The organism is Roseibium sp. LAB1 (assembly GCF_054658235.1).
This window is the reverse complement of the sequence record NZ_BAAGIB010000004.1, coordinates 395,418-418,417: the sequence shown is the minus strand read 5'-3', so window position 1 is coordinate 418,417 and position 23,000 is coordinate 395,418. Positions and strand designations below refer to the sequence as shown.

General features: G+C 59.1%; 22 protein-coding genes. 4 read left to right on the top strand and 18 right to left on the bottom strand.

What is annotated here, in order from left to right; all coding sequences use genetic code 11:
- Positions 1 to 130: 130 nt before the first annotated feature.
- Positions 131 to 1,003 (top strand): cell envelope integrity EipB family protein, encoded by an 873-nt coding sequence (locus ACYQ54_RS23335; RefSeq protein WP_460086774.1) that lies wholly within the window; start codon positions 131 to 133, stop codon positions 1,001 to 1,003.
- 42 nt (positions 1,004 to 1,045) lie between these two features.
- Here the strand turns inward: ACYQ54_RS23335 and ACYQ54_RS23330 are convergent, their stop codons facing one another.
- From ACYQ54_RS23330 to ACYQ54_RS23320, 3 genes are read right to left on the bottom strand one after another with little or no spacing between them, the layout of a single operon-like run.
- Complete coding sequence (locus ACYQ54_RS23330; protein ID WP_460086772.1) at positions 1,046 to 2,359, bottom strand: DNA polymerase IV; 1,314 nt, start codon at positions 2,357 to 2,359, stop codon at positions 1,046 to 1,048.
- A 35-nt stretch (positions 2,360 to 2,394) separates the two neighbouring features.
- The gene (locus ACYQ54_RS23325) at positions 2,395 to 3,087 is read right to left on the bottom strand and encodes a hypothetical protein (protein WP_460086769.1); all 693 of its coding nucleotides are present in this window, start codon (positions 3,085 to 3,087) and stop codon (positions 2,395 to 2,397) included.
- Positions 3,080 to 3,355, bottom strand: a complete 276-nt coding sequence (locus tag ACYQ54_RS23320; protein ID WP_460086768.1) for a DUF3572 domain-containing protein — start codon at positions 3,353 to 3,355, stop codon at positions 3,080 to 3,082. The genes ACYQ54_RS23325 and ACYQ54_RS23320 overlap by 8 nt, the downstream gene beginning before the upstream one ends.
- A gap of 161 nt (positions 3,356 to 3,516) precedes the next feature.
- Between ACYQ54_RS23320 and ACYQ54_RS23315 the strand changes: the two genes are divergently transcribed.
- On the top strand, positions 3,517 to 3,888 hold the full coding sequence (locus tag ACYQ54_RS23315) for a response regulator (protein WP_006934912.1): 372 nt from the start codon (positions 3,517 to 3,519) through the stop codon (positions 3,886 to 3,888).
- A 599-nt stretch (positions 3,889 to 4,487) separates the two neighbouring features.
- Here the strand turns inward: ACYQ54_RS23315 and rpmG are convergent.
- From rpmG to ACYQ54_RS23240, 15 genes are all read right to left on the bottom strand, one after another.
- On the bottom strand, positions 4,488 to 4,655 hold the full coding sequence (gene rpmG, locus ACYQ54_RS23310) for a 50S ribosomal protein L33 (RefSeq protein WP_055676652.1): 168 nt from the start codon (positions 4,653 to 4,655) through the stop codon (positions 4,488 to 4,490).
- Between the two features lie 156 nt (positions 4,656 to 4,811).
- Positions 4,812 to 5,333 carry an AAA family ATPase gene (locus ACYQ54_RS23305; protein ID WP_460086766.1) on the bottom strand — a complete coding sequence of 174 codons (522 nt, stop codon included), beginning with the start codon at positions 5,331 to 5,333 and terminating at the stop codon, positions 4,812 to 4,814.
- A gap of 58 nt (positions 5,334 to 5,391) precedes the next feature.
- Complete coding sequence (locus tag ACYQ54_RS23300) at positions 5,392 to 6,138, bottom strand: NUDIX hydrolase (RefSeq protein WP_460086763.1); 747 nt, start codon at positions 6,136 to 6,138, stop codon at positions 5,392 to 5,394.
- Positions 6,135 to 6,605 (bottom strand): DUF983 domain-containing protein, encoded by a 471-nt coding sequence (locus ACYQ54_RS23295; protein ID WP_460086762.1) that lies wholly within the window; start codon positions 6,603 to 6,605, stop codon positions 6,135 to 6,137. Before ACYQ54_RS23295 ends, ACYQ54_RS23300 begins: the two co-directional genes overlap by 4 nt.
- Positions 6,602 to 8,854: a ribonuclease R gene (rnr, locus tag ACYQ54_RS23290; protein ID WP_460087252.1), complete on the bottom strand. Its 2,253-nt coding sequence runs from the start codon at positions 8,852 to 8,854 to the stop codon at positions 6,602 to 6,604. The genes ACYQ54_RS23295 and rnr overlap by 4 nt, the downstream gene beginning before the upstream one ends.
- A 62-nt stretch (positions 8,855 to 8,916) precedes the next feature.
- Positions 8,917 to 11,595: a type I DNA topoisomerase gene (gene topA, locus ACYQ54_RS23285; RefSeq protein ID WP_460086760.1), complete on the bottom strand. Its 2,679-nt coding sequence runs from the start codon at positions 11,593 to 11,595 to the stop codon at positions 8,917 to 8,919.
- A gap of 188 nt (positions 11,596 to 11,783) precedes the next feature.
- Positions 11,784 to 12,920, bottom strand: coding sequence for a DNA-processing protein DprA (dprA, locus tag ACYQ54_RS23280; RefSeq protein ID WP_460086758.1), 1,137 nt, complete (start codon positions 12,918 to 12,920; stop codon positions 11,784 to 11,786).
- Positions 12,917 to 13,582, bottom strand: a complete 666-nt coding sequence (plsY, locus tag ACYQ54_RS23275) for a glycerol-3-phosphate 1-O-acyltransferase PlsY (RefSeq protein WP_460086756.1) — start codon at positions 13,580 to 13,582, stop codon at positions 12,917 to 12,919. The genes dprA and plsY overlap by 4 nt, the downstream gene beginning before the upstream one ends.
- A gap of 114 nt (positions 13,583 to 13,696) precedes the next feature.
- A complete protein-coding gene (locus ACYQ54_RS23270; protein ID WP_460086753.1) occupies positions 13,697 to 14,476 on the bottom strand; it encodes a DUF3108 domain-containing protein in 780 nt (259 codons plus the stop codon).
- Between the two features lie 92 nt (positions 14,477 to 14,568).
- Positions 14,569 to 15,870 carry a dihydroorotase gene (locus ACYQ54_RS23265; protein WP_460086750.1) on the bottom strand — a complete coding sequence of 434 codons (1,302 nt, stop codon included), beginning with the start codon at positions 15,868 to 15,870 and terminating at the stop codon, positions 14,569 to 14,571.
- Between the two features lie 17 nt (positions 15,871 to 15,887).
- A complete protein-coding gene (locus ACYQ54_RS23260) occupies positions 15,888 to 16,844 on the bottom strand; it encodes an aspartate carbamoyltransferase catalytic subunit (RefSeq protein ID WP_460086749.1) in 957 nt (318 codons plus the stop codon).
- Positions 16,845 to 17,157: 313 nt separating this feature from the next.
- The gene (locus tag ACYQ54_RS23255; RefSeq protein ID WP_460086747.1) at positions 17,158 to 18,084 is read right to left on the bottom strand and encodes an AEC family transporter; all 927 of its coding nucleotides are present in this window, start codon (positions 18,082 to 18,084) and stop codon (positions 17,158 to 17,160) included.
- 61 nt (positions 18,085 to 18,145) lie between these two features.
- Positions 18,146 to 18,634 (bottom strand): Holliday junction resolvase RuvX, encoded by a 489-nt coding sequence (gene ruvX / locus ACYQ54_RS23250; protein WP_460086746.1) that lies wholly within the window; start codon positions 18,632 to 18,634, stop codon positions 18,146 to 18,148.
- 53 nt (positions 18,635 to 18,687) lie between these two features.
- Positions 18,688 to 19,536, bottom strand: a complete 849-nt coding sequence (gene budA, locus ACYQ54_RS23245) for an acetolactate decarboxylase (RefSeq protein WP_460086744.1) — start codon at positions 19,534 to 19,536, stop codon at positions 18,688 to 18,690.
- Positions 19,537 to 19,602: 66 nt separating this feature from the next.
- Entirely contained in the window at positions 19,603 to 21,375 is a 1,773-nt protein-coding gene (locus tag ACYQ54_RS23240) for an autotransporter outer membrane beta-barrel domain-containing protein (protein WP_460086743.1), read from the bottom strand.
- A 235-nt stretch (positions 21,376 to 21,610) separates the two neighbouring features.
- Between ACYQ54_RS23240 and ACYQ54_RS23235 the strand changes: the two genes are divergently transcribed.
- Entirely contained in the window at positions 21,611 to 22,315 is a 705-nt protein-coding gene (locus tag ACYQ54_RS23235) for a metal-dependent hydrolase (protein ID WP_460086740.1), read from the top strand.
- Positions 22,316 to 22,352: 37 nt separating this feature from the next.
- A complete protein-coding gene (locus tag ACYQ54_RS23230) occupies positions 22,353 to 22,901 on the top strand; it encodes a cupin domain-containing protein (RefSeq protein WP_460086738.1) in 549 nt (182 codons plus the stop codon).
- Positions 22,902 to 23,000 lie beyond the last annotated feature (99 nt).

The following is a 23,000-nucleotide window of genomic DNA, read 5'->3' as shown; positions in this document are numbered from 1 at the left end:
GTGAAATAACAGGCCAACGAGGCCTTGGGTGGGACTACGCATTCGCGGTGGCGGTTTGTGCAGTTTGCCGCATAATGGGTGGAACCGGTCCTGGTGACGTTTCTACCGGGACAAGAATGAGGTTTTTTTGATGCAATGCGTTCCGAAGTCAGTGTCCTCGACCGTGGGTGCGATCGTTCTTGCCGTGTCCGCCTACGCGGTGCCGGGCGCGGTCGACGCAAATGCGGGCGGCGCTGCCGGCTTTAAACTCGTGCCTCATCGTGCCGTCTACGACATGAACCTGGGTGACAGCGAGGAGCAGGCCGGAATCGCCAGCCTCAACGGGAGAATGGTCTATGACTTCTCAGGCAGTGCCTGTGAAGGCTACAGCGTCAATTTCCGTTTTGTTACCAAGTTCCAGGATACTGAAGGCGGATCCCAGATCACCGATCTTCAGACCACGTCCTTTGAAGAGCCAAGCGCCGAAAGCTACCAGTTCCTGTCCAAGACCTTTGTCGACCAGAAGCTGGTCGAGGCGACCCGCGGAACCGCGCGCAACGGCAAGGAAGTGCGCACCGTGGAATTGAAGGAACCTTCCGAAAAGTCGCTTGAGATCGGCAGGGAAGTCCTGTTTCCGACAGAGCATCTTCTGACGATCCTGAAGGCGGCCGAAGCCGGAGTGCATTTCGTTGCAGCCGATATCTACGACGGTGCGGAGACCGGAGAAAAGGTTTACGCGACAACAACCGTAATCGGAGCCAAGGCGGTCAACGACGCAAAGACCGATGCCGACCATGTGGATGCCCCGCTGTCAGGCATGAACTACTGGCCCGTCACCGTTGCCTATTTCGACCCGAGCGCGGAAGACGCAAGTGGGGAGTTGCTGCCGGTCTACCAGCTGTCTTTCTGGCTGTATGAAAACGGCATCAGCGGTCACCTGAAACTCGACTACGGCGATTTCACCATCCATGGCAAGATGGCTTCCCTGGAGCTTTACGACGAGACCGATTGCCCACGTCAATAAACGGGCCCGGCTGTTTCCTTCACAATGTCGGCGGCAGATCGTTTATTTGTCGCCCGTCTTCTTGGCTTCCCTTGCAGCTCGCGCTGCATGAGTGAGGCCAAGTTCCACCGCTGACTTGCCGAATTTGTCGCGCAGGCGATCCACGGCCAGTTCCGCATTTTTTCGCCGTTCCGCAGATTGATCGAGCAGATCCCGCGGATCGGCACGGTCGGCATTTTCCAGATCACTGACGCCGATGCCGATAAGCCGGAAACGCCGGCCGTCTGTTTCGATTTGAAGCAAGCTTTCACCAGCCGCAAAGATCTTGTCGGCCAATTGGGTCGGGTCGGTAAAATGCCGGGCGCGGGTGATTGTCTTGAAGTCCGCGGTTTTCAGTTTCAAGGTCACTCCGCGTCCGGAGAGTTCCGCCTTCTTGAGCCGTGTCGAAACCTTCTCCGCCAGGTCTCGGAGGATGGGGCGCAGCGCGTCGAAACTTGAAATGTCCGTGAAAAAGGTGGTTTCCGCGGATATGCTTTTCGCCCCGCGTTCGGGTGTGACCTCTCGGCTGTCGTCGCCGTGGGACAGGTGGGCAAGGCGCAGTCCGATCGTGCCGTAGCGGCGGGCAAGATCGGTCGCATCCATTTCCTGAAGCTGTCCGATTGTCCGGATGCCGTCCCTTTCCAGTTTCTGCTGGAACACCTTGCCGACACCCCAAATGCGGCCCACGGGCATGGATGCCAGAACGTCTTCGGCTTCCGCCGCGCCGATGACGGAAAACCCGCGCGGTTTTTCGAGTTCGGAAGCCAGTTTTGCCAGGAACTTGTTAGGCGCAAGGCCAACCGACGCCGATATGCCCATGTCGGCTTCGATATCGCGTATGAAGCCGGCGAGGGTCTCGGCGGGAGACTTCCTGTGCAGACGTTCGGTGCCGGTCAGGTCGAGAAAGGCTTCATCGATGGACAGCGGCTCCACCAGGGGCGTGAGCGCCCGCATGCGTTCGCGGATCTCTTTACCTACGCTTGCATATTTGGCCATGTCTGGCTTGATCACTATCGCCTGCGGGCAGGCCTCGAGCGCCTTGAACATGGGCATTGCGGAACGCACCCCATAGATGCGCGCAATGTAGCAGCAGGTGGAAACCACGCCGCGCTGGCCGCCCCCGACGATTACCGGCTGGTCCTGTAGCTCCGGATTGTCACGCTTTTCAATCGAGGCGTAAAAGGCATCGCAATCGATATGGGCAATGGCCAGTGTGTCCAGTTCGGGATGCTTGACCAGCCTTGGGCTGCCGCAGCGCGTACACCGGGCGGCAGTCGGGGAGGGACGGGCACCGCAGTCTCGGCAAAGGGCACGTAATGGCGGAACGGGTTGGGACACGGCGGTGGCAATCGGCTGCGGTGCGGGACGGGGTGTCAGCCGCTCTGCTGGTTTCGGCTGGAGCTTTGCAGGATAGCTCCGATGAAGGCAGCCGTCTCCTGCCAATCGCCACTCAGCAGGTCGATATGGCCGGCCCTTTCAGCGGCTTTGAGAAACCTGGCGTCGGCAATGAACTGGATCTGGACCGCGGACGGCAGCGTCGCGTGCACGGAAGCGTGGTTGGTGGGGCTGTCATCAATGAAAACGACCGGCGCGGGACGCCCCGAGGACAAAGCCGCGACAGCACCACCCTTGGGTCCGGAATTGGTCAGCAAGGGAAAGGAAATTCCGAGCGTGTTCAGCAATTTTTCCCGCACCGGTTTGTTATGACCTCCGGGCAGGTTTGTGAGAAGGACTACGTCCCAGTCCAGTGAGAGCGCATTGAGAGCGTCGCCCGCCCCAGGCACCATTTCCTGATGGTGGCTGACCTCGTCGAAGAAGTCGAGGAGCAGCCTGCGAACATCATCTGAAGACAGCGGTTGCCGGTTATCCTGACGAGCGATATTGCCGGTCAGCCTGTAGTCGTACTTCAGGAAAGCCAGGTCACGCGCATGGAGATAGTCTTCCAGATGCGCAATGAGATGCAGGACGACCTCATCGACATCGCAGACGATCAACGGTCGGCTTGAAACCGGCAGTGCCTGGATCTGAGCCAGAACCTCTGGCAGAACCTGCGTCGGTTCAGGCATGATCTTCGTCTCCACCGGCTATTGCGTAGCGTGCAGCCGCCATCATGGTCGGCCGGATTCCGGCATTTTCACAAAAGGCGAGCAGCAGAGCTTCGTCCATCATGTAGAACTCAAGCACTCCGGCCAGAAAGCCGGGTTCGCCCGCAGCTTCTCGAATCATTTCAGGTCCAATTCCGGAAAAAGCGAGAAATCTGCCGATCTGTTCCGGGTCTTTGCTCAGTTGCAGAAGAGCTTCAGTAGCAATTCCTTGTGCTTCTTCAACGGACAATGACTTGCTCTGTATATTTTTCATTGTGTTTTTTTGCCTTTCTGAAACGATTCCGGGTTAGAAGAAATTTAATGCGGACCGGGGAAGGGTTCTACCGCGGACTAAAAAGTGCTGCGAAGATAAAATGGGACCGGCAACAGGCCGGGTAAAGGGCCGGACATATGGCAAAATCCGTGTTGATCGTCGAAGACAACGAGCTGAACATGAAGCTGTTTCATGATCTGCTCGAAGCGCACGGCTATAATACATTGCAGACCCGGACCGGCATCGAAGCCTTGCAGTTGGCCCGTGAGCATCATCCCGACCTGATCCTGATGGATATTCAGCTTCCGGAGGTTTCCGGACTCGAAGTCACCAAATGGATCAAGGAAGACGAGGACATCGCTTCCATACCCGTGATCGCGGTGACCGCCTTTGCAATGAAGGGCGACGAGGAGCGTATCCGTCAGGGCGGCTGCGAAGCCTACATTTCCAAGCCGATCTCCGTCGCGAAGTTCTTGGAAACTGTTCGCGCTTATCTCGGCGAGGCGTAACGGACCTCCCGTTGAAGTACTGCGGCGGGTAAAGTTTTTCGCAAGGTTTCACGGTCGATTGGCGTTGCTACTTGCGGTTATGTTCTGCGAATCATAAGGACCCGTGATCACGCGCTCTTCATATTAAGGTTACGGATTTACTAAAACGGCATTGTTTCTGTGCATATTTTGCGGAAAATATTGCAATCAGGCAACATTCAGGTAGTGTGACCGCAGATTAGGGTTTTCCCTGATCGCCTCAATGACGTGGTTAAGAGTGCCGTAGCGTCAAAACAGGCTATAAAGTTTCCCCTCGGAGTGCTCAGGTCCGCCGCATCTCCTGGGTCCGTGGGGTAGGTCGGCAGGGAACCGGCCGAAGAGTGGCCTCCTCGAATGCCGTGTTCCCGCCGACCACTAATATTTCAGCCGAAAAACGTGAAACAGCGTCAGCAGCAATGCTGAAGCTGTGTTCCCGTGTCTGCCGTCAGCCTGTTTACTGCTTTGGGCAGAGGGGGGACGGGAGAAGCATCCCGCGTTTCCCACCGTTCAGGCAACAAATTCAGGCAACAAAAAACCCGCCGGTTCCGGCGGGTTCTTTAAAAGTCATCTGGAAGCAGATCTTACTTGATCTTGGCTTCCTTGAACTCGACGTGCTTTTTCGCAACCGGGTCGTATTTCTTTTTGACCATCTTCTCGGTCATCGTACGGGAATTCTTCTTGGTGACATAGAAGAAGCCGGTGTCAGCCGTGGAGAGGAGCTTGATCTTGATTGTTGTCGCCTTGGCCATGGCCTTGGATCCTGTTCTCTGTTGTCGGGCAAAGAGTTCTTGCGGCCAGATGGCTGGCGATGAATCTGCCCCAATGTCTGAAATCAGCGCGCAACCTACTCATCGCAGCGCGAAAGTCAAGCACTTGCTACGGTCCAGCCGCCTTTTCGAGGCTCGTCAGCCATTCTGCCGCAGTGCGATCACAGCCTCAGTTATCGTATCGACCGATTGGTCCACAGTCTGAACTGCGCTGTCCAGCAGAAGACGCGGTTCCGTCCAGGGTAGGAAGTCGCAATTCTTGACCTTTTGCCAGTCTGGCAGGGTCAATCCGTCCACGTCACAGGCCCTCATTTCAACACGCCTGCGATGTTCACGCACATCCGAACAGACGATTTCAACAGTCAAGTGCGTTGCGGCGGCCGATCGTGCCGTGTCCATCCACAATTTCCTGGATGCCGCGACCGGATTGACCGTATCGGCAACGACGTCGTGGCCAAGGCTCAGGTTGCCGGCGGCTATTGCGGCAATGACAAGATAGCCGGCGTCTTCGGCATATTGAATGTTCAAGGCGCTGCGTTTCAGCGCTGCTTCAACAGAATCGACGCGCAGGAGGAACGCTGGAAGGCGTTGGCAAAGCGTCTTTGCAACTGTCGACTTGCCGACACCGGGCAGACCGGAAAGGGAAGTCAGGCAGGGCATTTCCCCACATAACCTTGTCGTGCTGAGCTTTCACGCGATCAGCAGACTGCAGGATGTACTAGAGCTCCTGTTTGACGAAACCGCCTTTGCGAAAGAAATAATACGGCACCGGTGTCGCAGGCGAAAGTTCAGGATCCCTGGCCAGTCTGTCTTCCAGGTCCGTCAGGATCTTGTTGGTGATCATCGGCAGATCTTTCTGCCGTGCTTCTTCGAAGGTCAGCCAGGCGCAGTCTTCCAGTTCACCGGACGGGCCTGTGCGGTCCGGCAACCTGTCGGCAATGGCATCCGCCCAGACGGCCAGAAAACGGGTGTCGAAGCGCCGCGGGCGCTGCGGTGGGGTGATGGCCCTTGCGATCATGCGAAGGCCGCTCAGGTCCGGCTGTATGCCGCGCTGTGCGAAGGCCTCGAAGCCGGCGCCGAGGTGAAGGCTGTTTCCGTCCGCCTGCCGGCCAATGAACAGTCCGGCTTCTTCATAGGTTTCCCGAATGGCCGCCAGAGCCAGCGCACGGACGCGCGCAGCCGACTTGGCGTTTTTCAGGTCCCGGCTCAGCTTCGCTTCGACGGCAGGATGATACGGCAGGACATCGGTAATGCGGGAATCGGACACATCCACCCGGCCACCCGGGAACACGAACTTGCCCGGCATGAAGGCATGGCGCATGTGGCGGCGGCCCATCAGAAGCTTGACGGAACCGCGGTCGTCGCGGTCCAGAATGAGTAGCGTCGCAGCGTCCTTGGGACGGATGTAGGGGTAATTTCCGGCTTTTTCGTCTTTCGCCAGCTGCTTTTCGAACGACCCGGTCATGAGATCCTTTCGGAAGGCACCGGAATGGGGGGAGTGTCGTCTTCCGCGTCCGGGTCAAAGCCATGCATGTACAGCGCCCATTGCAGGCCGATCAGCGCGCCTTTGATCGGTCGCAGAAGCGACAGCGACAGGATCAGTGTCAGCGGCACCCAGAGAGACATATGGATCCACAGCGCGGGATGCCACAACACTTCCACGGCCAGAAGACCGGGTACGATGATGTGGCCGACAATGGTAATCGTGAAATAGGGCGGCGCGTCGTCCGCCCGATGGTGATGAAATTCCTCACCGCACGCAGGGCAGGCATGGTGAGGCTGCAGGAAACCGTCAAACAGCTTGCCTTCACCGCAGTTCATGCAGCGATTGCCTGCTCCTCGCAGCATGGCCTGCAGAACCTTGCGCCGTGGCTTTTCGGATGTTGTTTCCGGCGTTTCAAGCTTGTCGTGCAGTTCATAACGGACCGTCACGAAGATCTCCTTCGACCCTGTTTCTTCGGTGAGGTCCTGCTGCGTCCGCCTTTCGGCGGGCCGCGCCGCACCTTGGGAGCGGCTTTCCGGATTTGTTTGCCGGCAATGCTGCCATGGCTCTGCAGCTCGAATGTCAATGCGCCGGCAAAGGGGGCGGCTTCCACAAGCCGGACCTCCACTTGATCTCCAAGTTGGTAGGTCTCGCCGGTTTTGTCACCTATCAGGGCGTGCGACCCTTCGTCATAGCGGTAATAGTCAAGGCCGATCGTGGAGGCCGGCACAAAGCCGTCGGCACCTGTATCTGACAGGCGAACGAACATGCCGGACTTGACCACACCGGCAATTCTGCCCTGGAAGGTCGCGCCGATCTGGTCGCTCATCCACAGTGCAATTAGTCGGTCGATGGTGTCACGCTCGGCAAGCATGGCCCGCCGTTCCGCTGCCGAGATCTCGGCACCGATGGCTTCCAGTTTCGTTTCGATGCCTTCCGGCAAGCCGTCCTTGCCGAGCCCGAGCGCGGATATCAGCCCACGGTGAACGACAAGATCGGCATACCGGCGGATCGGTGACGTGAAATGCGCGTAACGCCTCAGGTTGAGGCCGAAATGGCCGATATTCTGCGGGGCGTATTCCGCCTGGGCCTGGCTGCGCAACACCACTTCGTTGACGAGGTTTGCCTGTGGCGTGTCCTTGACCTTTGCCAGAATGCCATTGAACGCGGATGGCCGAAGGCCACCGGAAGAAGGCAGCTTGATATTGAGCGTCGACAGGAAGTCCTTGAGGTTTTCCAGTTTTTCCGGCGTCGAGGCATCGTGGATCCGGTAGAGCAGGGGCGTTTTCTTCTGCTCCAGCGTTTCCGCGGCAGCGACGTTCGCCTGGATCATGAATTCTTCGATCAGCTTGTGCGCATCGAGACGCTCCGGCACATAGACATGATCGACCGTTCCATCCGGCTTCAGCTTGATCTTGCGTTCCGGCAGGTCCAGTTCCAGCGGTTCTCGCGCCTCGCGTCCCTTTTTCAGCACCGCATAGGCCGCCCAGAGCGGCTTCAGGACGCCATCGAGCAAGGTTTCTGTCTTCTCGTCCGTCGTGCCGTCTATCGCCTTCTGGGCCTGCACATAGGAGAGCTTCGCGGCGGACCGCATCAGGACACGGTGAAAGCTGTGACCGGTCTTCCGGCCATTCTTGTCGAAGATCATCCGCACGCCGAGCGCAGGTTTGTCTTCCTTTTCCCGTAGCGAGCAGAGTTGGTTGGAGATCCGCTCCGGCAGCATCGGGATCACCCGGTCGGGGAAATAGACCGAATTGCCCCGAAGGTTCGCTTCCTTGTCCATCGGTGAACCGGGCGTAACGTAATGGGCGACGTCGGCGATCGCCACATAGCAAATGTAGCCGCCCTCATTGGCGGGGTCTCCGTCCGCTTCGGCGAAGACGGCATCATCGTGGTCCTTCGCATCGGGCGGGTCGATGGTGATCAAGGGGATCTGCCGCCAGTCCTCGCGCTTGCCAAGTTTTTCAACCGGTACCGCGCTTTCCGCCTGCGCTTCGACGGCCGCCGGGAACACATGCGGAATGCCATGCGACTGCAGTGCAATTTCCGATACGGCCTTTTCCGAATGCATCGTGCCGAAACGTTCGACAACCGACGCACGCGGATGGCCGTAGCGGCCGGACCGGGTGACCTGCACACTGACAAGATCGCCGTCCTCGGCTTCCTTCAGGTCGGACGGGTCGACGTCCAGTTCCCGCTGCTTGCGGTCGATCGGTTCAAGATAAGGCAGCCGGTCGCCGTCGCGTTTGCGCAAAATGCCAAGGATCGCGCCCTGGCGTTTTTCCAGAACCTTGATGACACGGGCGACATGATCGGCCTCCGGGCCGCTCTCCGCCTCTGTCAGTCGAACCAGGGCCCGGTCACCGAGACCAGGCTGTGTGGCCTTGGTCTTGCCGGTCAGCACCAGGATTTTCGGTGGCACGCCTACGTCCTCGTCCCAGTCGACGGGGGCGGCGATGAGCTCTCCGTCCCTGTCCCGTGCGACAAGGTTCACCACGAAGACCGGCGGCAAGTCGCCCGGACGGATCATGCGCTTGTTGCGCTTTTCCATCAGGCCGTCCTCGGCCAGGTCCTTCAGCATCTTTTTCAGATGAATGCGGGCACCGCCGATTATGCCGAAATGGCGCGCGATCTCGCGTTTGCCCGCACGTCCCGGGTTGTCGGCAACAAACGCGAGGATGTCCTCGCGCGAGGGCATTTCACCGGGAACCTTGGCGTGCTTACGCTTGGTGTGCTTGCGCGTGTTAACCCGTTTTGCGCTCAACTCGCATCATCCCACGGAACGTCTTCAGACGACGCATCGACCTTGGTCTTGGCGGATGATTTTGCCGCTGCCTTCTTGGTGGCTGTCTTTTTGGCCGCCGGTTTCTTGGCGGCGGGTTTTTTGGCTGCGGCTTTCTTCTTGGCGCCACCCTTGGGTGCCTTCGCCGCGATCAGCTCAAGTGCCTGTTCCAGTGTGACGGCCTTCGGGTCGGTGTCCTTCGGCAGTGTGGCGTTGATCTTGCCGTGCTTGACGTAGGGACCATAGCGACCGTCAAAGACATTCACCGGTCCGCCCTCCGACGGGTGCTCACCCAGTTCCTTCAACGGCGTTGCGGCTGCACCACCACGGCCTCCACCCTTGGCGCGCTTCTGCGCCAGCGCATCGACCGCACGGTTGATGCCGACAGAGAAGACTTCATCGGGTGAAGACAGGTTCGCATAGGTGCCTTCATGCAAAACAAATGGACCATAGCGACCGATCCCGGCAGAGATCATCTTGCCGTCTTCCGGATGCGGGCCAACCTCACGCGGCAGCGACAGAAGCTGCAGGGCCTTGTCCAGGTCCATGTCCGGTGCGGACCAGCCACGGGGCAGGGACGCCCGCTTCGGCTTGGCTTCCTCGCCCAGTTGCACATAGGGGCCGAAGCGGCCGTTGCGCAGGGACACGTCGAGGCCGGTTGCCGGGTCGGTGCCGAGAACCTTCGGCCCGTCGTCGCCTTCTCCATCCTCGCCGCTCGGCTTGCCGAGCTGACGTGTGAAGCCACATTCGGGATAGTTGGAGCAGCCGATGAATGCGCCCCAGCGGCTGACTTTCAGAGACAACTGGCCGCTGTCACAGGACGGGCATTTGCGCGGATCGGAGCCGTCTTCCTTCGGCGGGAAGATATGGGGACCCAGCAACTCGTTCAGCGAGTCGATCACATGCGAGACACGCAGGTCCTTGATATCGTCGACAGCGCCGGAAAATCCGGTCCAGAAATCACGCAGCACATCGAGCCAGGAAAGCTCGCCGGCGGAAATCTTGTCGAGTTGTTCTTCCAGGCTCGCGGTGAAATCGAATTCGACGTACCGATGGAAGAAGCTTTCCAGAAATGCCGTAACGATGCGGCCCTTGTCCATCGGGACAAGCTGCTTCTTGTCGAGTTCGACATAGTCGCGATCACGCAGGGTCTGGAGCGTCGATGCATAGGTGGACGGCCGGCCGATGCCGAGCTCTTCCATCTTCTTCACAAGGCTCGCTTCGGTATAGCGCGGCGGCGGTGTGGTAAAATGCTGCGAGGCTTCGATAGCTTGCGCGGTTCCATCGACCGAAGCAGCCGTCAGGGGCGCCCCTTCATCGACCGCCGGCAAGCGCTTGGAATTTTCGTCTTCCTCGTCGTCGCGGCCTTCCTGATAAAGTGCCAGGAAACCGTCGAAGCGGACGACAGAGCCCGTCGCGCGCAGATTGGCGCGTTTGCCGGAGCCGTCGGCAAGGATCTCGATCGTGGTCCGTTCCAGGACGGCAGATTCCATCTGCGAGGCCATGGTCCGCTTCCAGATCAGCTCATAGAGCTTGGCCTGGTCCGGATCGAGGAAACGGGCAACATCTTTCGGACGGCGCGCAAGATCTGTCGGGCGGATGGCCTCGTGTGCTTCCTGGGCGTTCTTTGCCTTGGAGGTATAGACGCGCGGGCTTTCGGGAACGTAGTTGTCGCCGAAATCCTTGGCGATGACAGAGCGAGCAGCAGCTATCGCTTCGCCGGCAATCTGGACCCCGTCGGTACGCATATAGGTGATGAGACCGGAAGTCTCACCACCGATTGAGATGCCCTCATATAGCTTCTGCGCCACCTGCATGGTGCGCGATGCGGAGAACCCGAGCTTGCGCGAAGCTTCCTGTTGCAGGGTTGAGGTGGTGAACGGAGCTGCCGGATTTCGCTTTGCTGGCTTGGAAGCCACGCTGTCGACCTTGAAGCTGGCACTTTCCAGCATGGTCTTGATCGTAGTGGCGTCCGCTTCGTTGTTGATGTCGAGACGGCCGATCTTCTTGCCGTCGAAACCGGTCACACCCGCCTGGAACATGTCCCCGTTCGGGGTCTTCATGTTGGCGAAGATCGACCAGTATTCCTGCGGTTTGAAGGTTTCGATCTCCATTTCCCGGTCGCAGATCAGGCGCAGTGCGACCGACTGAACACGGCCGGCGGAGCGAGCGCCGGGCAGTTTGCGCCACAGGACGGGAGACAGGGTGAAGCCGACCAGGTAATCCAGTGCACGGCGCGCGAGATAGGCATCGACCAGCGGTGTATCCAGTTGGCGCGGATTGTCCATCGCCTCGAGGATTGCCTTCTTGGTGATCGCGTTGAACACCACGCGCTCAACGTGCTTGTCCTTCAGCACCTTCTTCTTTTGCAGCACTTCCAGAACGTGCCACGAAATCGCTTCCCCTTCGCGGTCGGGGTCAGTCGCGAGAATGAGGCGGTCGGCATCCTTGACCGCATTGGCGATTTCGGTGAGCCGCTTCTGCGCTTTCGCATCCACTTGCCAGCTCATGGCGAAATTGTCGTCCGGCAGCACCGAGCCATCCTTGGCCGGCAGATCTCGCACATGGCCATAGGAAGCCAGGACCGTATAATCGGAACCGAGATATTTGTTGATCGTCTTGGCTTTCGCCGGCGATTCCACAATGACGACGTTCATTCTTACCCAAAATATTTTTGCCGGAAACGGAGCCCCCGTCCGGTGGAGAAGGTGATCTGAGTGCTAATTCAGTGGCGCAGACGATCAAGGATCATGCGCCGCCTGTCAAATGGACCTTTGATCCTTCCGGGTCAAGCGCTTCGGTCCAGATACGGGTTATCCACTGAGATTCAAGGAAAAACGGACCCTTACATCAAAGCAGAGATTTTGTTGCCGCGGTGTCTTTCAAGACGTCCGGCAAGTTCCAGTTCCAGAAGCACGACATGAACCGACCTGGCATCACCGTCGGCGAAGCGGATCAATTCGTCCATGTCGACCGGGGTTGGACCGAGGGCGGACAACACGCGATCGCGTAACTTCCCGTCCGGTTCGGAGCGCGGGAGAGGGGCTTTTTCGCCGTCTTCACGGAACTGCTTGCCGAAGGGAAGGGTTGGTGCCAACCGACCATCGAGCCCTTCCAGAACATCATCGACGGTTGCGACAAGCGCTGCTCCCTGACGGATCAGCCCGTTGGCACCTTCGGAGCGCGGATCGAGCGGAGACCCGGGCACTGCGAAAATGTCTCTGTTTTGTTCAAGAGCATAACGAGCAGTATGAAGCGAGCCGGAGGCTTTGGCAGCTTCAATGACGATGACACCGAGGGACAGGCCGGAAATCAGACGGTTGCGCCGGGGAAAGTCCCGGCTGCGTGGCTTCCAGCCAAGAGGCATCTCGCTGATGACTGCACCACCTGTTTCGAGAACGGCTGCAAGCAGCCGGTCGTGTTCCGGCGGGTAGAGCACATTGATACCTCCTGCAAAGACCGCGACGGTGCCGGATTGCAGGGAGGCTTCGTGGGCGGCCGCATCGATCCCGCGGGCTAGGCCGGAGACAACCGTGAACCCTTCGTTTCCAAGTCCCTGCGCAAAGCGTGTAGCCAGTTTGCGGCCCGAGAGCGACGCGTTCCGGGCCCCGACGATCGCAATCATGCGCTCGCGGGTCAGTGCGGACGTGCCGCCCCTGACAGACAGGAGTGGCGGTGGTCCATCGATGTGCCGAAGATGCTGAGGATAGTCGGGTTCATGAAGGCCAATCAGCCGGGCACCGAGCCGTGCGTGGGCGTCCAGCTCGGCCTCGGCGTCTTCGATCGGACAAATCCGGCTGGCCTTGCCGCCGCGCCGGGCAAGATCCGGAAGCAGCTCAAGCGCTCTTTGAGCAGTGCCTGCGTGTTTCAGAAGTTCCGCAAACGTGACAGGGCCGACGTTTTCCGACCGTATTAGGCGCAGCCACGCAAGACGCTCCGCCTCGGAGAGGTCGGCGGAAATATCTTCGGCAGCGCGGTTCACGCGTTTCCGTCACCGGGCGCGGAGGAAGCCTCCGCCACCGGTTTGGATTTTGAGCCGATCCTGCTTTCCTCACCGCGCAAAAGCCGCCCGATGTTCTCATGATGCTTTGCCCACAGCAGAACCGAGAGCAGCACGAACATCTGCGCGATCTGGGCCTGATGGAAGACGAAATACAAAATGATCGGGGTAAGCAAGGTTGCCATCAGCGCGGACAGGGAGGAATATCGGAACAGAAAGGCCATGGCGATCCAGATGCCCGCTGCCAGCAGGAACATCGGCCAGAAGAGGCCAAGGAGAATGCCAAGGTAGGTCGCAACCCCCTTGCCACCCTTGAACTTCAGCCAGACCGGGAAGAGGTGCCCGAGAAATGCCCCGAGGCCGGCGATCAATGCCATTTCCTGGCCGTAGAAATGATTGACGATCAGAACGGCAACAGTGCCCTTCAATCCGTCCCCCAGCAGGGTGGCGGCGGCCAGCGACTTGCGGCCGGTGCGCAGCACGTTGGTGGTGCCGATATTGCCCGAGCCAATATTGCGGATGTCGCCAAGCCCGGCCATGCGCGTGAACAACAGGCCGAAGGGGATCGAACCGAGTAGGTAGCCGAAGGCGAGGGCGCCGAGATAGTAGGGCCAGGCAAAGGCCCAGCTGATCGGTTCAGGCACGCGATACTCCCATGACGTGCATAATAAATAGCCACCGCAATGTAGCGGCATGGCGGCCCGGATCAAGTCCGCTGGCAGGGAAAAGAGTGTCTTTGCAGGGAAATAGACCGGGTCCTATTCCGACAGCTTGTATTTTTCCGCTTCCACCAGCAGCGATCCGAAAGGAAGCGAGATACTGGCCCTGAGCGGGACAAGGTAGGGCTTGTTGCCAACCGGTGCGAGCCAGACTTCCATGGACTTGTTCGACGCCAGCTGCTGGATCGACTTGCGTTTCGGCCGGTGACCCGAAATCGGCTCATAGCGGACACTGCAGACGATGACATCGCCCTTGAAGCGGCCGTCAGATGTTCTGGTGGCCTTGCGGGACTTGTAACGCAAGTGCACGTCATAGCGTTCCTTGCCGTCGAAAATGCGCAAGGTCCTGTTGCAGCTCTCCTCGGCAAGCCCCCGGGGCGCCGGCAGAACGGCAGCAGTCAGCGGGTCGAGAACACTCTTCATGTGTTCTGCCGTTACCTTCACCCGTTCCTTCATCCGATCCTGTGGCGGTTGAACATCGACCTTGTCGACATTGCCTTTCCGCATCTGCATGGAAACGGTTCCGGTTTCGTCTTCGCTCTGCAGGTCAAGTTCGTAGCGGGCAGGCTGAAGGTCGAGGTCGCGCGCGGCTCCGGCCGCTTCAACGCTCCCCTTGCCGTCGGACACCAGTCGTCCGAACGCGGCGGTCTGTCCATTGGCGCTGAGCGAATAGGACTTGTTGTCGACATCCAGCGACAAAACGCCGGAGCCGATGGGCAGACCCAGGGCATAGAGCTTGTATTTCAGATAGAGATCTGACGCCGAAGCGCTGCCAATGAAGAGCGCCTGTATCAGAAACACGAGGGGAATCAGACGCATACAATTCATCCGTTCGACATTCCGTTCGCGCCAGATTCAGGGAGAATTGTGGCGCGAACAGGATCATCTTGCGAACGGGGCGAGGAATTTGTTCAGGAGTAACTGAAAACCGTCTTGCCGCCGACCACCGTCCGCAGCACCCGTCCGGAAAAACGAGCGTCTTCGAAGGGAGAATTCTTCGAGCGTGATTTGATCGCGCTTTTCTCCAGAACCCATGGGCGCTCGGGATCGAACACGGTCACATCGGCCGGGGCCCCTTTGGAAAGGCGGCCGGTCTCCAGCCCCAAACGGTCTGCCGGTCGGCAGGTCATGGCGCCAAGCAGGGTGACAAGATCGACCTGTTCGGAATGATAGAGCCGCAGGGCGGCCGCCAGCAGGGTTTCCAGGCCGATGGCGCCATCTTCCGCTTCGGCCCAGGGGTGACGCTTGGTTTCCACGTCCTGCGGATCATGGTTGGAACAGATGATGTCGATGGTGCCATCGGCAACAGCGGCGATCATCGCCTGCCGGTCGTCTTCGTCGCGCAGCGGCGGCGCCATCTTGAAGAAGGTCCGGTAGGCACCGATGTCGTTTTCATTGTGGGTCAGGTGGTTGATCGACACCCCGGCTGTGATGTCCAGACCTCTTGCCTTGCCGGCCCGGACGACGTCGGCGCTGTCGGAGGTGGAAATCAGGTTTGCGTGATACTTGCCCTTCGACATGGCAACCAGGCGCAAATCCCGCTCCAGCATGATGATTTCCGCTTCGCGTGGCACCCCGGAAAGACCTTTCCAGCTTGCATTGAGGCCAGCATTCATGACCCCGCCGGCAAGATCCGGATCTTCAGTATGGTGGATCACCAGCGCGTCGAAATCGCGGGCATAGGTCATCATCCGCCGCATGACCTGGGCGTTCTTGACCGATTTGTGGCCGTTGGTGAAAGCAACCGCACCGGCTTCCTGCAACAGGCCGATCTCCGCCATTTCCTCACCCTTCAAACCCTTGGTCAGGGCGGCCAGGGGCAGCACGTTGACGATGGCGGTGTCGCGTGCACGGCGCAGTATGAAGTCGACCAGCGCGGGATCGTCGATGATCGGGTCCGTGTCCGGCATGGTACAGATGGTCGTCACGCCGCCACTTGCGGCAGCCTGCGACGCACTTGCCAGCGTTTCTCGGTGTTCGGCGCCCGGTTCCCCGACAGAGACACAGAAATCGATCAGGCCCGGGCAGGCGATTGCACCCTTGCAGTCGATGATCTCGGCCCCGTAGGGCGAGCCCTGGTTGGCAGCTTCCGGCCCGGCCGCGAGAATGGTGCCGTCCGCAATGATGACCGAGCCGGGCGCGTCCAGGCCGCGTGCCGGGTCGATCACTCTGGCGTTGGAGAGAACCAGAGGTTTGGGTGTGTCGTATGCCACGTTTCTATTCCCCTGGATCAGTTGTTCGGCAGATTGGCGGCAAGCGCCTCAAGGACGGCCATGCGCACGGCAACGCCCATTTCCACCTGTTCGCGAATAAGGCTTTGCGGGCCGTCGGCAATCGAAGCGTCGATCTCGACACCGCGGTTCATCGGCCCCGGGTGCATGACGAGTGCATCTTCCTTTGCAAAGGCGAGCTTTTCCGCATCAAGGCCGTAGTAGCGATAATATTCGCGCACCGAAGGGATGAAAGCGCCGTTCATGCGTTCACGCTGCAGACGCAGCATCATGACGATGTCGGCCCCTGCCAGGCCTTCCTTCATGCTGGTGAAGACCTCAACTCCCATCTTGGCGATGCCGGACGGCAGAAGGGTGGTGGGGGCAACCACACGCACGCGGGCACCGAGCGCGTTCAGCAGAATGATGTTGGACCGGGCCACGCGCGAATGGGCGATGTCGCCGCAGATCGCCACGGTCAATCGTGCAATCTTGCCCTTGTGCCGCCGGATGGTCAGTGCGTCGAGCAGAGCCTGCGTCGGATGCTCGTGCGGACCGTCACCGGCATTGACCACCGAACAGCCGACCTTGCGCGCCAGCAGATGCACCGCGCCGGCGGCGTGGTGTCGGACCACCAGCAGATCGGGATGCATTGCATTCAGCGTTGCCGCGGTGTCGATCAGGGTCTCGCCCTTTTTCACCGACGACTGGGACACGGCCATGTTCATCACATCCGCCCCGAGCCGTTTGCCGGCCAGTTCGAAAGAACTTTGGGTGCGGGTGGAATTTTCGAAAAAGAGATTGATCTGGGTTCGACCCTGCAGGACCAGCCGTCGTTTGCTGATCTGGCGGGAAACCTCGACGGCTTCTTCCGCCCGGTCCAGAAGGCCCAGAATTTCGTGGGGGTGAAGTCCCTCTATGCCCAGCAAATGACGATGGGGGAAAGGGCTGTCTCGATGGGTGTTGCTCGCGGTCATCGAGACCATCCCTATAAGGGTGAACGCCGACTTCGACAAGACAGGAAATCACATCGTGCCCGCTGTCCACATACCAGCTAAATATTTGATCGGCTGGACAAAATTTGCTCGTTCGGAGGGCAGGTGGCAGCAGGGCCGACAAAAATGGCTTCCGAAAGCGCTTCAAGGAGGTTGAAACAAGCGTATTCGGCGCGAGGTTGCTAGCGGAACCCTCCAGGAATTATGGCGTATTCGTCGCACGGCGCGGGCACGTCGTCGCCAGTTTTTAGCGTGTTGACACCATGCATCGCCCTTTGCTGCCGGGGCACTCCGCTCAGGTGACCATCAGCAGGGACAGAGGAATCGTCAAGGTCGCAGCCAGGGTCTGGAGCGTAATGATTTCGGCCATCAGCTTGGCATCGCCGCCCATCTGGCGGGCCAGAAGATACGAGTTGCTTGCACAGGGGACCGAGCTTGCGATGATGACCACGACCAGTGCCGGGCCGGTGACGCCGAAGAGACTGGCAAAGCCAAGGGCAATCAGAGGCATAAACACAGGCCTCAAAAACGTGCCGAGCGCGAGGGCTGGTCCAGGTCTGCGCAGCGAGCCGAGGTCGAGCCCGGCACCAACGCAGATAATGCCGATAGGAAGAGCAGCTCTGGAAAAAATTTCCAGTGTATCGTTGATCACGAAGGGCAGGCCAAGCCCGCTTACATTCATGATACCGCCTGCGCCAATCGACAGGATGAAAGGATTTGTGAAAAGGTCTTTCAGGATCTTAGTAGCGTTTGGGGTTGTCCCGCTGGCGTAATGGGACAGCACCAGAATGCTGGCCACATTGAGCACGGGGATCATGAACACCATCGCGACCGCCAGCATGGCCAGCCCGGTTTCGCCGACGACATTATCGGCGATTGCAAGTGCGATCATGGCATTCCAGCGCAAGGTGCCCTGAAAGATGGAGGTAAAACGTGGTGCGGCAATTCCCCAGAATCGCTCCAGCGTGGTACGCGCCAGCAGCAGAATCAGCGCCATGGTCAGGATGCAAGCCAGCAGAGCACCGCCCATGTTGAGCGTCGGAAAGCTGGCGAAATCCGCCTGCGATATGGTGCGGAACAGCACCGCGGGGAACAGAACATAATAGGCAAGTCGTTCGACGCCACGCCATTGCTCGCCGGTGATCAGTCCGGTTCGGGCGATCAGGTAGCCGGAGGCAATCACAAGGATGACCGGCATCAGGGCGGCAAGCGTGGTGAGCATGTTTTCGGCTTTCGCGTTCGACGGGCCTGGAGGAAATGGCCCATATCCGGCAGCGGTGGGATTAGCCGTTATCTAATCCCATAAAGCCGAGTCGGTCCAGAAAGCCCTGCAGGATAAAGGCAGCGGCCATCTTGTCGACCACGTCGGCCCGTTTCGCCCGGCTGGTATCGGCCTCCAGCAAGGTTCGCGTCACCGCGGCAGTCGACAGGCGCTCGTCCCAGTAGGTGATCGGCAGGTCCGTTTTCTGCGAAAGATTGCGGACAAAGGCGCGGGTCGCCTGGACACGCGGCCCCTCGCTGCCATCCATGTTCAGCGGCAGACCGAGCACGATGCCACCGACGCCCTGCTTGGCGCAGATGGCAAGGAGCTGTTCGGCATCCAGCGTGAACTTCTTGCGCCGGATCGTTTCCATGGGAGAGGCGATGCCGCGACCGAGATCGGAAAGAGCCAGACCAATGGTCTTGGTGCCGAGATCAAGACCGATCAGGCGCGTGCGGTCGGGCACAGCAGCCATGAAGTCTTCCAAAGAAAGCGCGGGATCGTTTGCCATGGTGCGGCTTTAGCAGGGCTTTCAAAAATTCGCCAGAAAAACCGTAACCACCTTTAATGACGCTCGCCTGCATGACCGTGTTCGGCAATCTCCAACGCGCTGGTCGGGTCGTCGCGTAGATCCGCCGACAGGAACTGCGCCGTTTCCGGCACGGCGATGTGGAAATCGGTTTCCAGATGCAGCTGCGCGGTGAGACACCGCGCAGCCACATCGATCAGGTGGCCACCCTTCGTCCGGTCTTTCGAGATGAAATGAAGATGATACCCGGAAATTGCCATTGTCCTTGCATGTCCGGGTGACCAGAAGCCGACCAGGGTACCGTCGATATCGTCAAAGGCGAATTCGCTCTGGCGGCTTGTCGCGGCGACAAGATTTTCGCCGGGCGCAGCCTTGCAGGCAGCGCGCAATTCGATCCTGTCGAAACGACCGTCAATGCGGATGCCGACGAAGAAATTCTCGGACGGGCGCAACCTGTCCAACCGCTCTTCCAGATCAGCCTGGCTGCGGACATTGTCCAGCTCGACCTGGTGTTCCGGCGTAAACTTGGTGACTGTCGCAAATGGCGTCAGCGCCGTGTCGGGCGCTTCCACCACCACGCCGCCAGCGCGCGCCTGATAGGCATGGCCTTCGAACAGGATCATCTCACCGTCGAGATCCTCGAAGGTGCCGAGCCCGAAATCTCCGTGCCGCTTCATCTCCGCAATGGTTGCACATCCCTTGAAAAGACCCTTGGTGATTGCGGTACTGGTAGACACCTGAAACACCGTATGGTGGTCGACGTCGAAAGCGCTTGCGAGTTTTTCCTGGACGACATGCGAGAGACTGTGTCCGGTCCGCTGTCTTTCGGCCTGCAATTCAAGCCAAAGGCTGTTGGAAATTCGGCAATTGAGATCTCGGTACATGGGGCCCCCGGGCTCGTTGGCGTCGGACACGACAAGTTGCTGCCACTATACCCGCAAAGCCCGGTTTCAGAACCCGATGGCAACACGAAGTTGCCCTTCCCAAACGTCCAGTCCGTTCTGGCCGAGGCTGAGATATCCCCCTTTAGCGTCGAGGGTGACGTTTTCCGCAAGGAGAGCGGTCGCACCGCCACGCAATGTGAAGCTCCAGGCAGATGGAGTGACGAGATTCAACTCGTCATCAAGGATCTTGCCGTCATTGGGCCGCAAGTATTCGTAGACGGCCCCGGCCTCCACATAGGGTTGGATAAGAAGGCCGTTCTGCAGCGTGAACTGCCGGCTGAATTCGGTGGAAAGCTCGACCGTGCCGAGAGAGGCGGCATTGCCGGAGATTGGAACGCTGACAGGCCGGTTGAGGATTGTCCCGTTCAGATCGTACCCGTTCGAAAACACCCGGTTGAAGGTGACGGTTGCCTTGGGGCGCACCTGGATATCGCTCAAGGCGTATTGTCCGTGGACACTGAATGTCGCGCCCAGTTCGTGGGTATTGTATTCGCCACTCAACACCGAAATGTCAGACTGGCTGTTTGAAAACCCGTAGCTGAGCGACCCGTCCACCGCCCAATGCTGCGAAAGGCGTGCAGCAACATAGGGACCTATTTCAAATCCCTGGGTGTCGATAGTCAGGTTGGAATTGAATCCGTCGGTGTCGATGGTTTCAAAGGTCACCGATACGCCGCCGACGATGTCTTCGGTCAGCTTGCGATCGGCGCCGAACGCTGCCGTTCCGCTGAGCGTTTGAAAGTCCCGGCCGAAACGCCGGTCGTCGCTGTAGACACCGGTCACCGTGCTCCAGGCATTCCAGGGTGTCGGCTCGATCAGGTCCCGGCCGGGCGTGATCGGAACCTCATCCTGCTGTTGCAGGCGTCCGGCTGCCAGAAGCTGGTCTCGGGTACAGAATGCCTGTTCGTTGACGGACTGAGTCTCGTCCGCTGATCTGGGATCGATGCAATAGCTGACTACCAGACCGTCGGCCCGTCTGACTGGCACGAAGCCGGCTGGCAGTCCCGGTTGATTGGGGGAGCGGCTTCCCGGGGGCAAGGTTCCGATTGGAGGCGTGATTGTGCCCGGCCCGCCTGATGGAGGAAGTGTTCCAATTGGGGGCGTCACGGTGCCAGGCCCTCCAGGCAACACACCGGATGGCGGTAACGTTACCGCTGGCAGTGTGTCCGTGCCGGGACGGCCGGGGGACAAGCCTGCCGGTGGCAGTGTGCCGATCGGTGGAGTGACGCCCGATGGCGGCAAGGTGCCTATCGGCGGCGTGATCCCGCTTGCAGGCGGCCCGATTGGGCCGGGCAGGCCGGGCAACACCCCGCCCGGTGGCAGGACCGCTATCGGCGGAACCGGACGTCCGAAGTTTGGAAACAGCCTGCCGATTGGTGGCGTCACCAGGCTGGGTGGCTTGATATTGTCGGGAAGCTGGAAGTCGCGTTTCTGGTTTTGCGTGTCGATCAGGCAGTCAGACCCGCCGTCCACGCCATAGAGCTTGTGGGTACCGCCGTTTCCGTTCGAAACAACCGGAGACGTGGACAAATGCAGACCGGTGCTGCTGCGGGACCATGTGTCGACAGTCTGATTACCCTGGGCTGCGTCCAGACGATAATCTCCGGCGACAGTTCCTGAAATCCAGATTGAACGGTCGTCGGACCTGTTCGTCCCCAGAAAACGCAACCCGCCATCGTTCTTGCAATCGGCGGAAAATGCCGATGTCGAGAAGCAGGCCAGTACCAGGACGGCCGGGCAGATGACTTCCAGACGAGCGCGTCTTAATTGAATCCGCACAGGCAGTGCTCCAGCGTCCCCAGAATCTTCAAAGTTATCTTGCAGGGAGGGAAAAGCGCGCGCTAGCTCCGGTTGTTAAAATTGTGTGGGCGTTGCAAAAATTGCACAATGCTCTTGGTAAAATACACAATATCGGTTCTAGGCCCTGCAACGCGTCGTGAGTGCAATCAGCTTGTTGCAGGCAGCATGGGACTGATAGGGTCAGCCCAACTTGATCTGCGATAGGGAGACATCGATGAAACTGACCTGGTATGGCCATTCCGCTTTCAAGATCGAGATTGCCGGTGCGTCGATCCTGTTTGATCCGTTTTTTACCGGAAATCCGGCATTTCCAGAGAACCTGTCTGTTGATCGGGTTTCTGAAGGCGTGACGCACGTCATCCTGACCCACGGCCACAACGATCACATCGGCGACGCCGTCGATATCCTGAAAAAGACCGGCGCGCAGCTGACTTCCAATTTCGAAATCTGCATGTGGGCGAACCGGCAGGGCGTGGAGAACATCAGTCCCATGAATTCCGGCGGCAAGGTGGATGTGGGGCCCTTCAGCGTCGCACTGACACGCGCCGATCATTCGTCGTCCTTCCAGGCCGGAGGCGAAGCGATCTATCTCGGCAATCCTCACGGGGTCATTGTCGAAGCACCGGGAGAAAAGGTCCTGTATCATTTGGGCGATACCGATATTTTCTCCGACATGGCCCTCATCGACGAGATCTACAAGCCGAAGATCGGCCTCGTTCCCATCGGCGACCGTTTCACCATGGGCGGTAAATCGGCAGCGCTTGCCTGTACCCGCTTCTTCAACTTCGATACAATCGTCCCCTGCCACTACGGCTCGTTCCCGATCATCGATCAGACAGCGGACACGTTTGTCGAAGCAATGGGAAGCAGTGCTGACAAGGTGCAGCAGATAAAGCCGGGCACCGTGCTTGAACTCTGATCGCAACTATTCGAACCAGAAGCTGAAAATGACACGCATGTCCCTTTCCAAAATTTCCGTCGGCATATTCATGATGGCGCTTCTTGCAGGTGCGCCAGCGTTGTCGGCCGACAAGTCCATTACACCGGATGGCAAGCCGGCACCTTCCAAGCCGCATGCCAAGCCCGGGTCCAAGGCGGCGCAAGAAGAAGAAGCTGCCTCCAAAACGCCCTATGCCACAGTTCGAGAGGTTTTTTCAGGTGACATGACGGTAGCGGGGGAAAAGGTTGCCTTTCCGCAAACCAATCCCTCGGTAAAGGCCGTCGAGATTACCATGAAGCCGGGCGAGGAAACCAAATGGCATCAACATCACGCACCGCTCTTTGCCTACATTCTCGAGGGTGAGATCACAGTCACCTACGAGGAACTGGGCAAGAAGGTTTACCGTACCGGCGACGGTCTTCTGGAAGCAATGGACATCACCCACAGGGGGGAAAATACAGGTGATGGACCAGCCAGGATCCTGGCCGTGTTTCTACTGGGTGACGACGGCGTGGCAACAGTTGCCGAAGACAATCCGGGCGCGAACATGAACAAGGTGGAATAGGCGCGCAACTTCGCGCCTATTTTCCGTTTCTTGTTACATTACAATCGTTAATTGCTAAAATTGATTTTGATTTTCAACGACGCCAGAGTGCGAACTTTC

Coding starts and splice junctions, on each gene's coding strand:
- ACYQ54_RS23335 (WP_460086774.1), top strand. CDS start 131: ATGCAATGCGTTCCGAAGTCAGTGTCCTCGACCGTGGGTGCGATCGTT.
- ACYQ54_RS23325 (WP_460086769.1), bottom strand. CDS start 3,087: ATGCCTGAACCGACGCAGGTTCTGCCAGAGGTTCTGGCTCAGATCCAG.
- ACYQ54_RS23315 (WP_006934912.1), top strand. CDS start 3,517: ATGGCAAAATCCGTGTTGATCGTCGAAGACAACGAGCTGAACATGAAG.
- rpmG (WP_055676652.1), bottom strand. CDS start 4,655: ATGGCCAAGGCGACAACAATCAAGATCAAGCTCCTCTCCACGGCTGAC.
- ACYQ54_RS23305 (WP_460086766.1), bottom strand. CDS start 5,333: ATGCCCTGCCTGACTTCCCTTTCCGGTCTGCCCGGTGTCGGCAAGTCG.
- ACYQ54_RS23300 (WP_460086763.1), bottom strand. CDS start 6,138: ATGACCGGGTCGTTCGAAAAGCAGCTGGCGAAAGACGAAAAAGCCGGA.
- rnr (WP_460087252.1), bottom strand. CDS start 8,854: ATGCCCTCGCGCGAGGACATCCTCGCGTTTGTTGCCGACAACCCGGGA.
- topA (WP_460086760.1), bottom strand. CDS start 11,595: ATGAACGTCGTCATTGTGGAATCGCCGGCGAAAGCCAAGACGATCAAC.
- ACYQ54_RS23270 (WP_460086753.1), bottom strand. CDS start 14,476: ATGCGTCTGATTCCCCTCGTGTTTCTGATACAGGCGCTCTTCATTGGC.
- ACYQ54_RS23260 (WP_460086749.1), bottom strand. CDS start 16,844: ATGACCGCGAGCAACACCCATCGAGACAGCCCTTTCCCCCATCGTCAT.
- ACYQ54_RS23255 (WP_460086747.1), bottom strand. CDS start 18,084: ATGCTCACCACGCTTGCCGCCCTGATGCCGGTCATCCTTGTGATTGCC.
- ruvX (WP_460086746.1), bottom strand. CDS start 18,634: ATGGCAAACGATCCCGCGCTTTCTTTGGAAGACTTCATGGCTGCTGTG.
- budA (WP_460086744.1), bottom strand. CDS start 19,536: ATGTACCGAGATCTCAATTGCCGAATTTCCAACAGCCTTTGGCTTGAA.
- ACYQ54_RS23235 (WP_460086740.1), top strand. CDS start 21,611: ATGAAACTGACCTGGTATGGCCATTCCGCTTTCAAGATCGAGATTGCC.
- ACYQ54_RS23230 (WP_460086738.1), top strand. CDS start 22,353: ATGTCCCTTTCCAAAATTTCCGTCGGCATATTCATGATGGCGCTTCTT.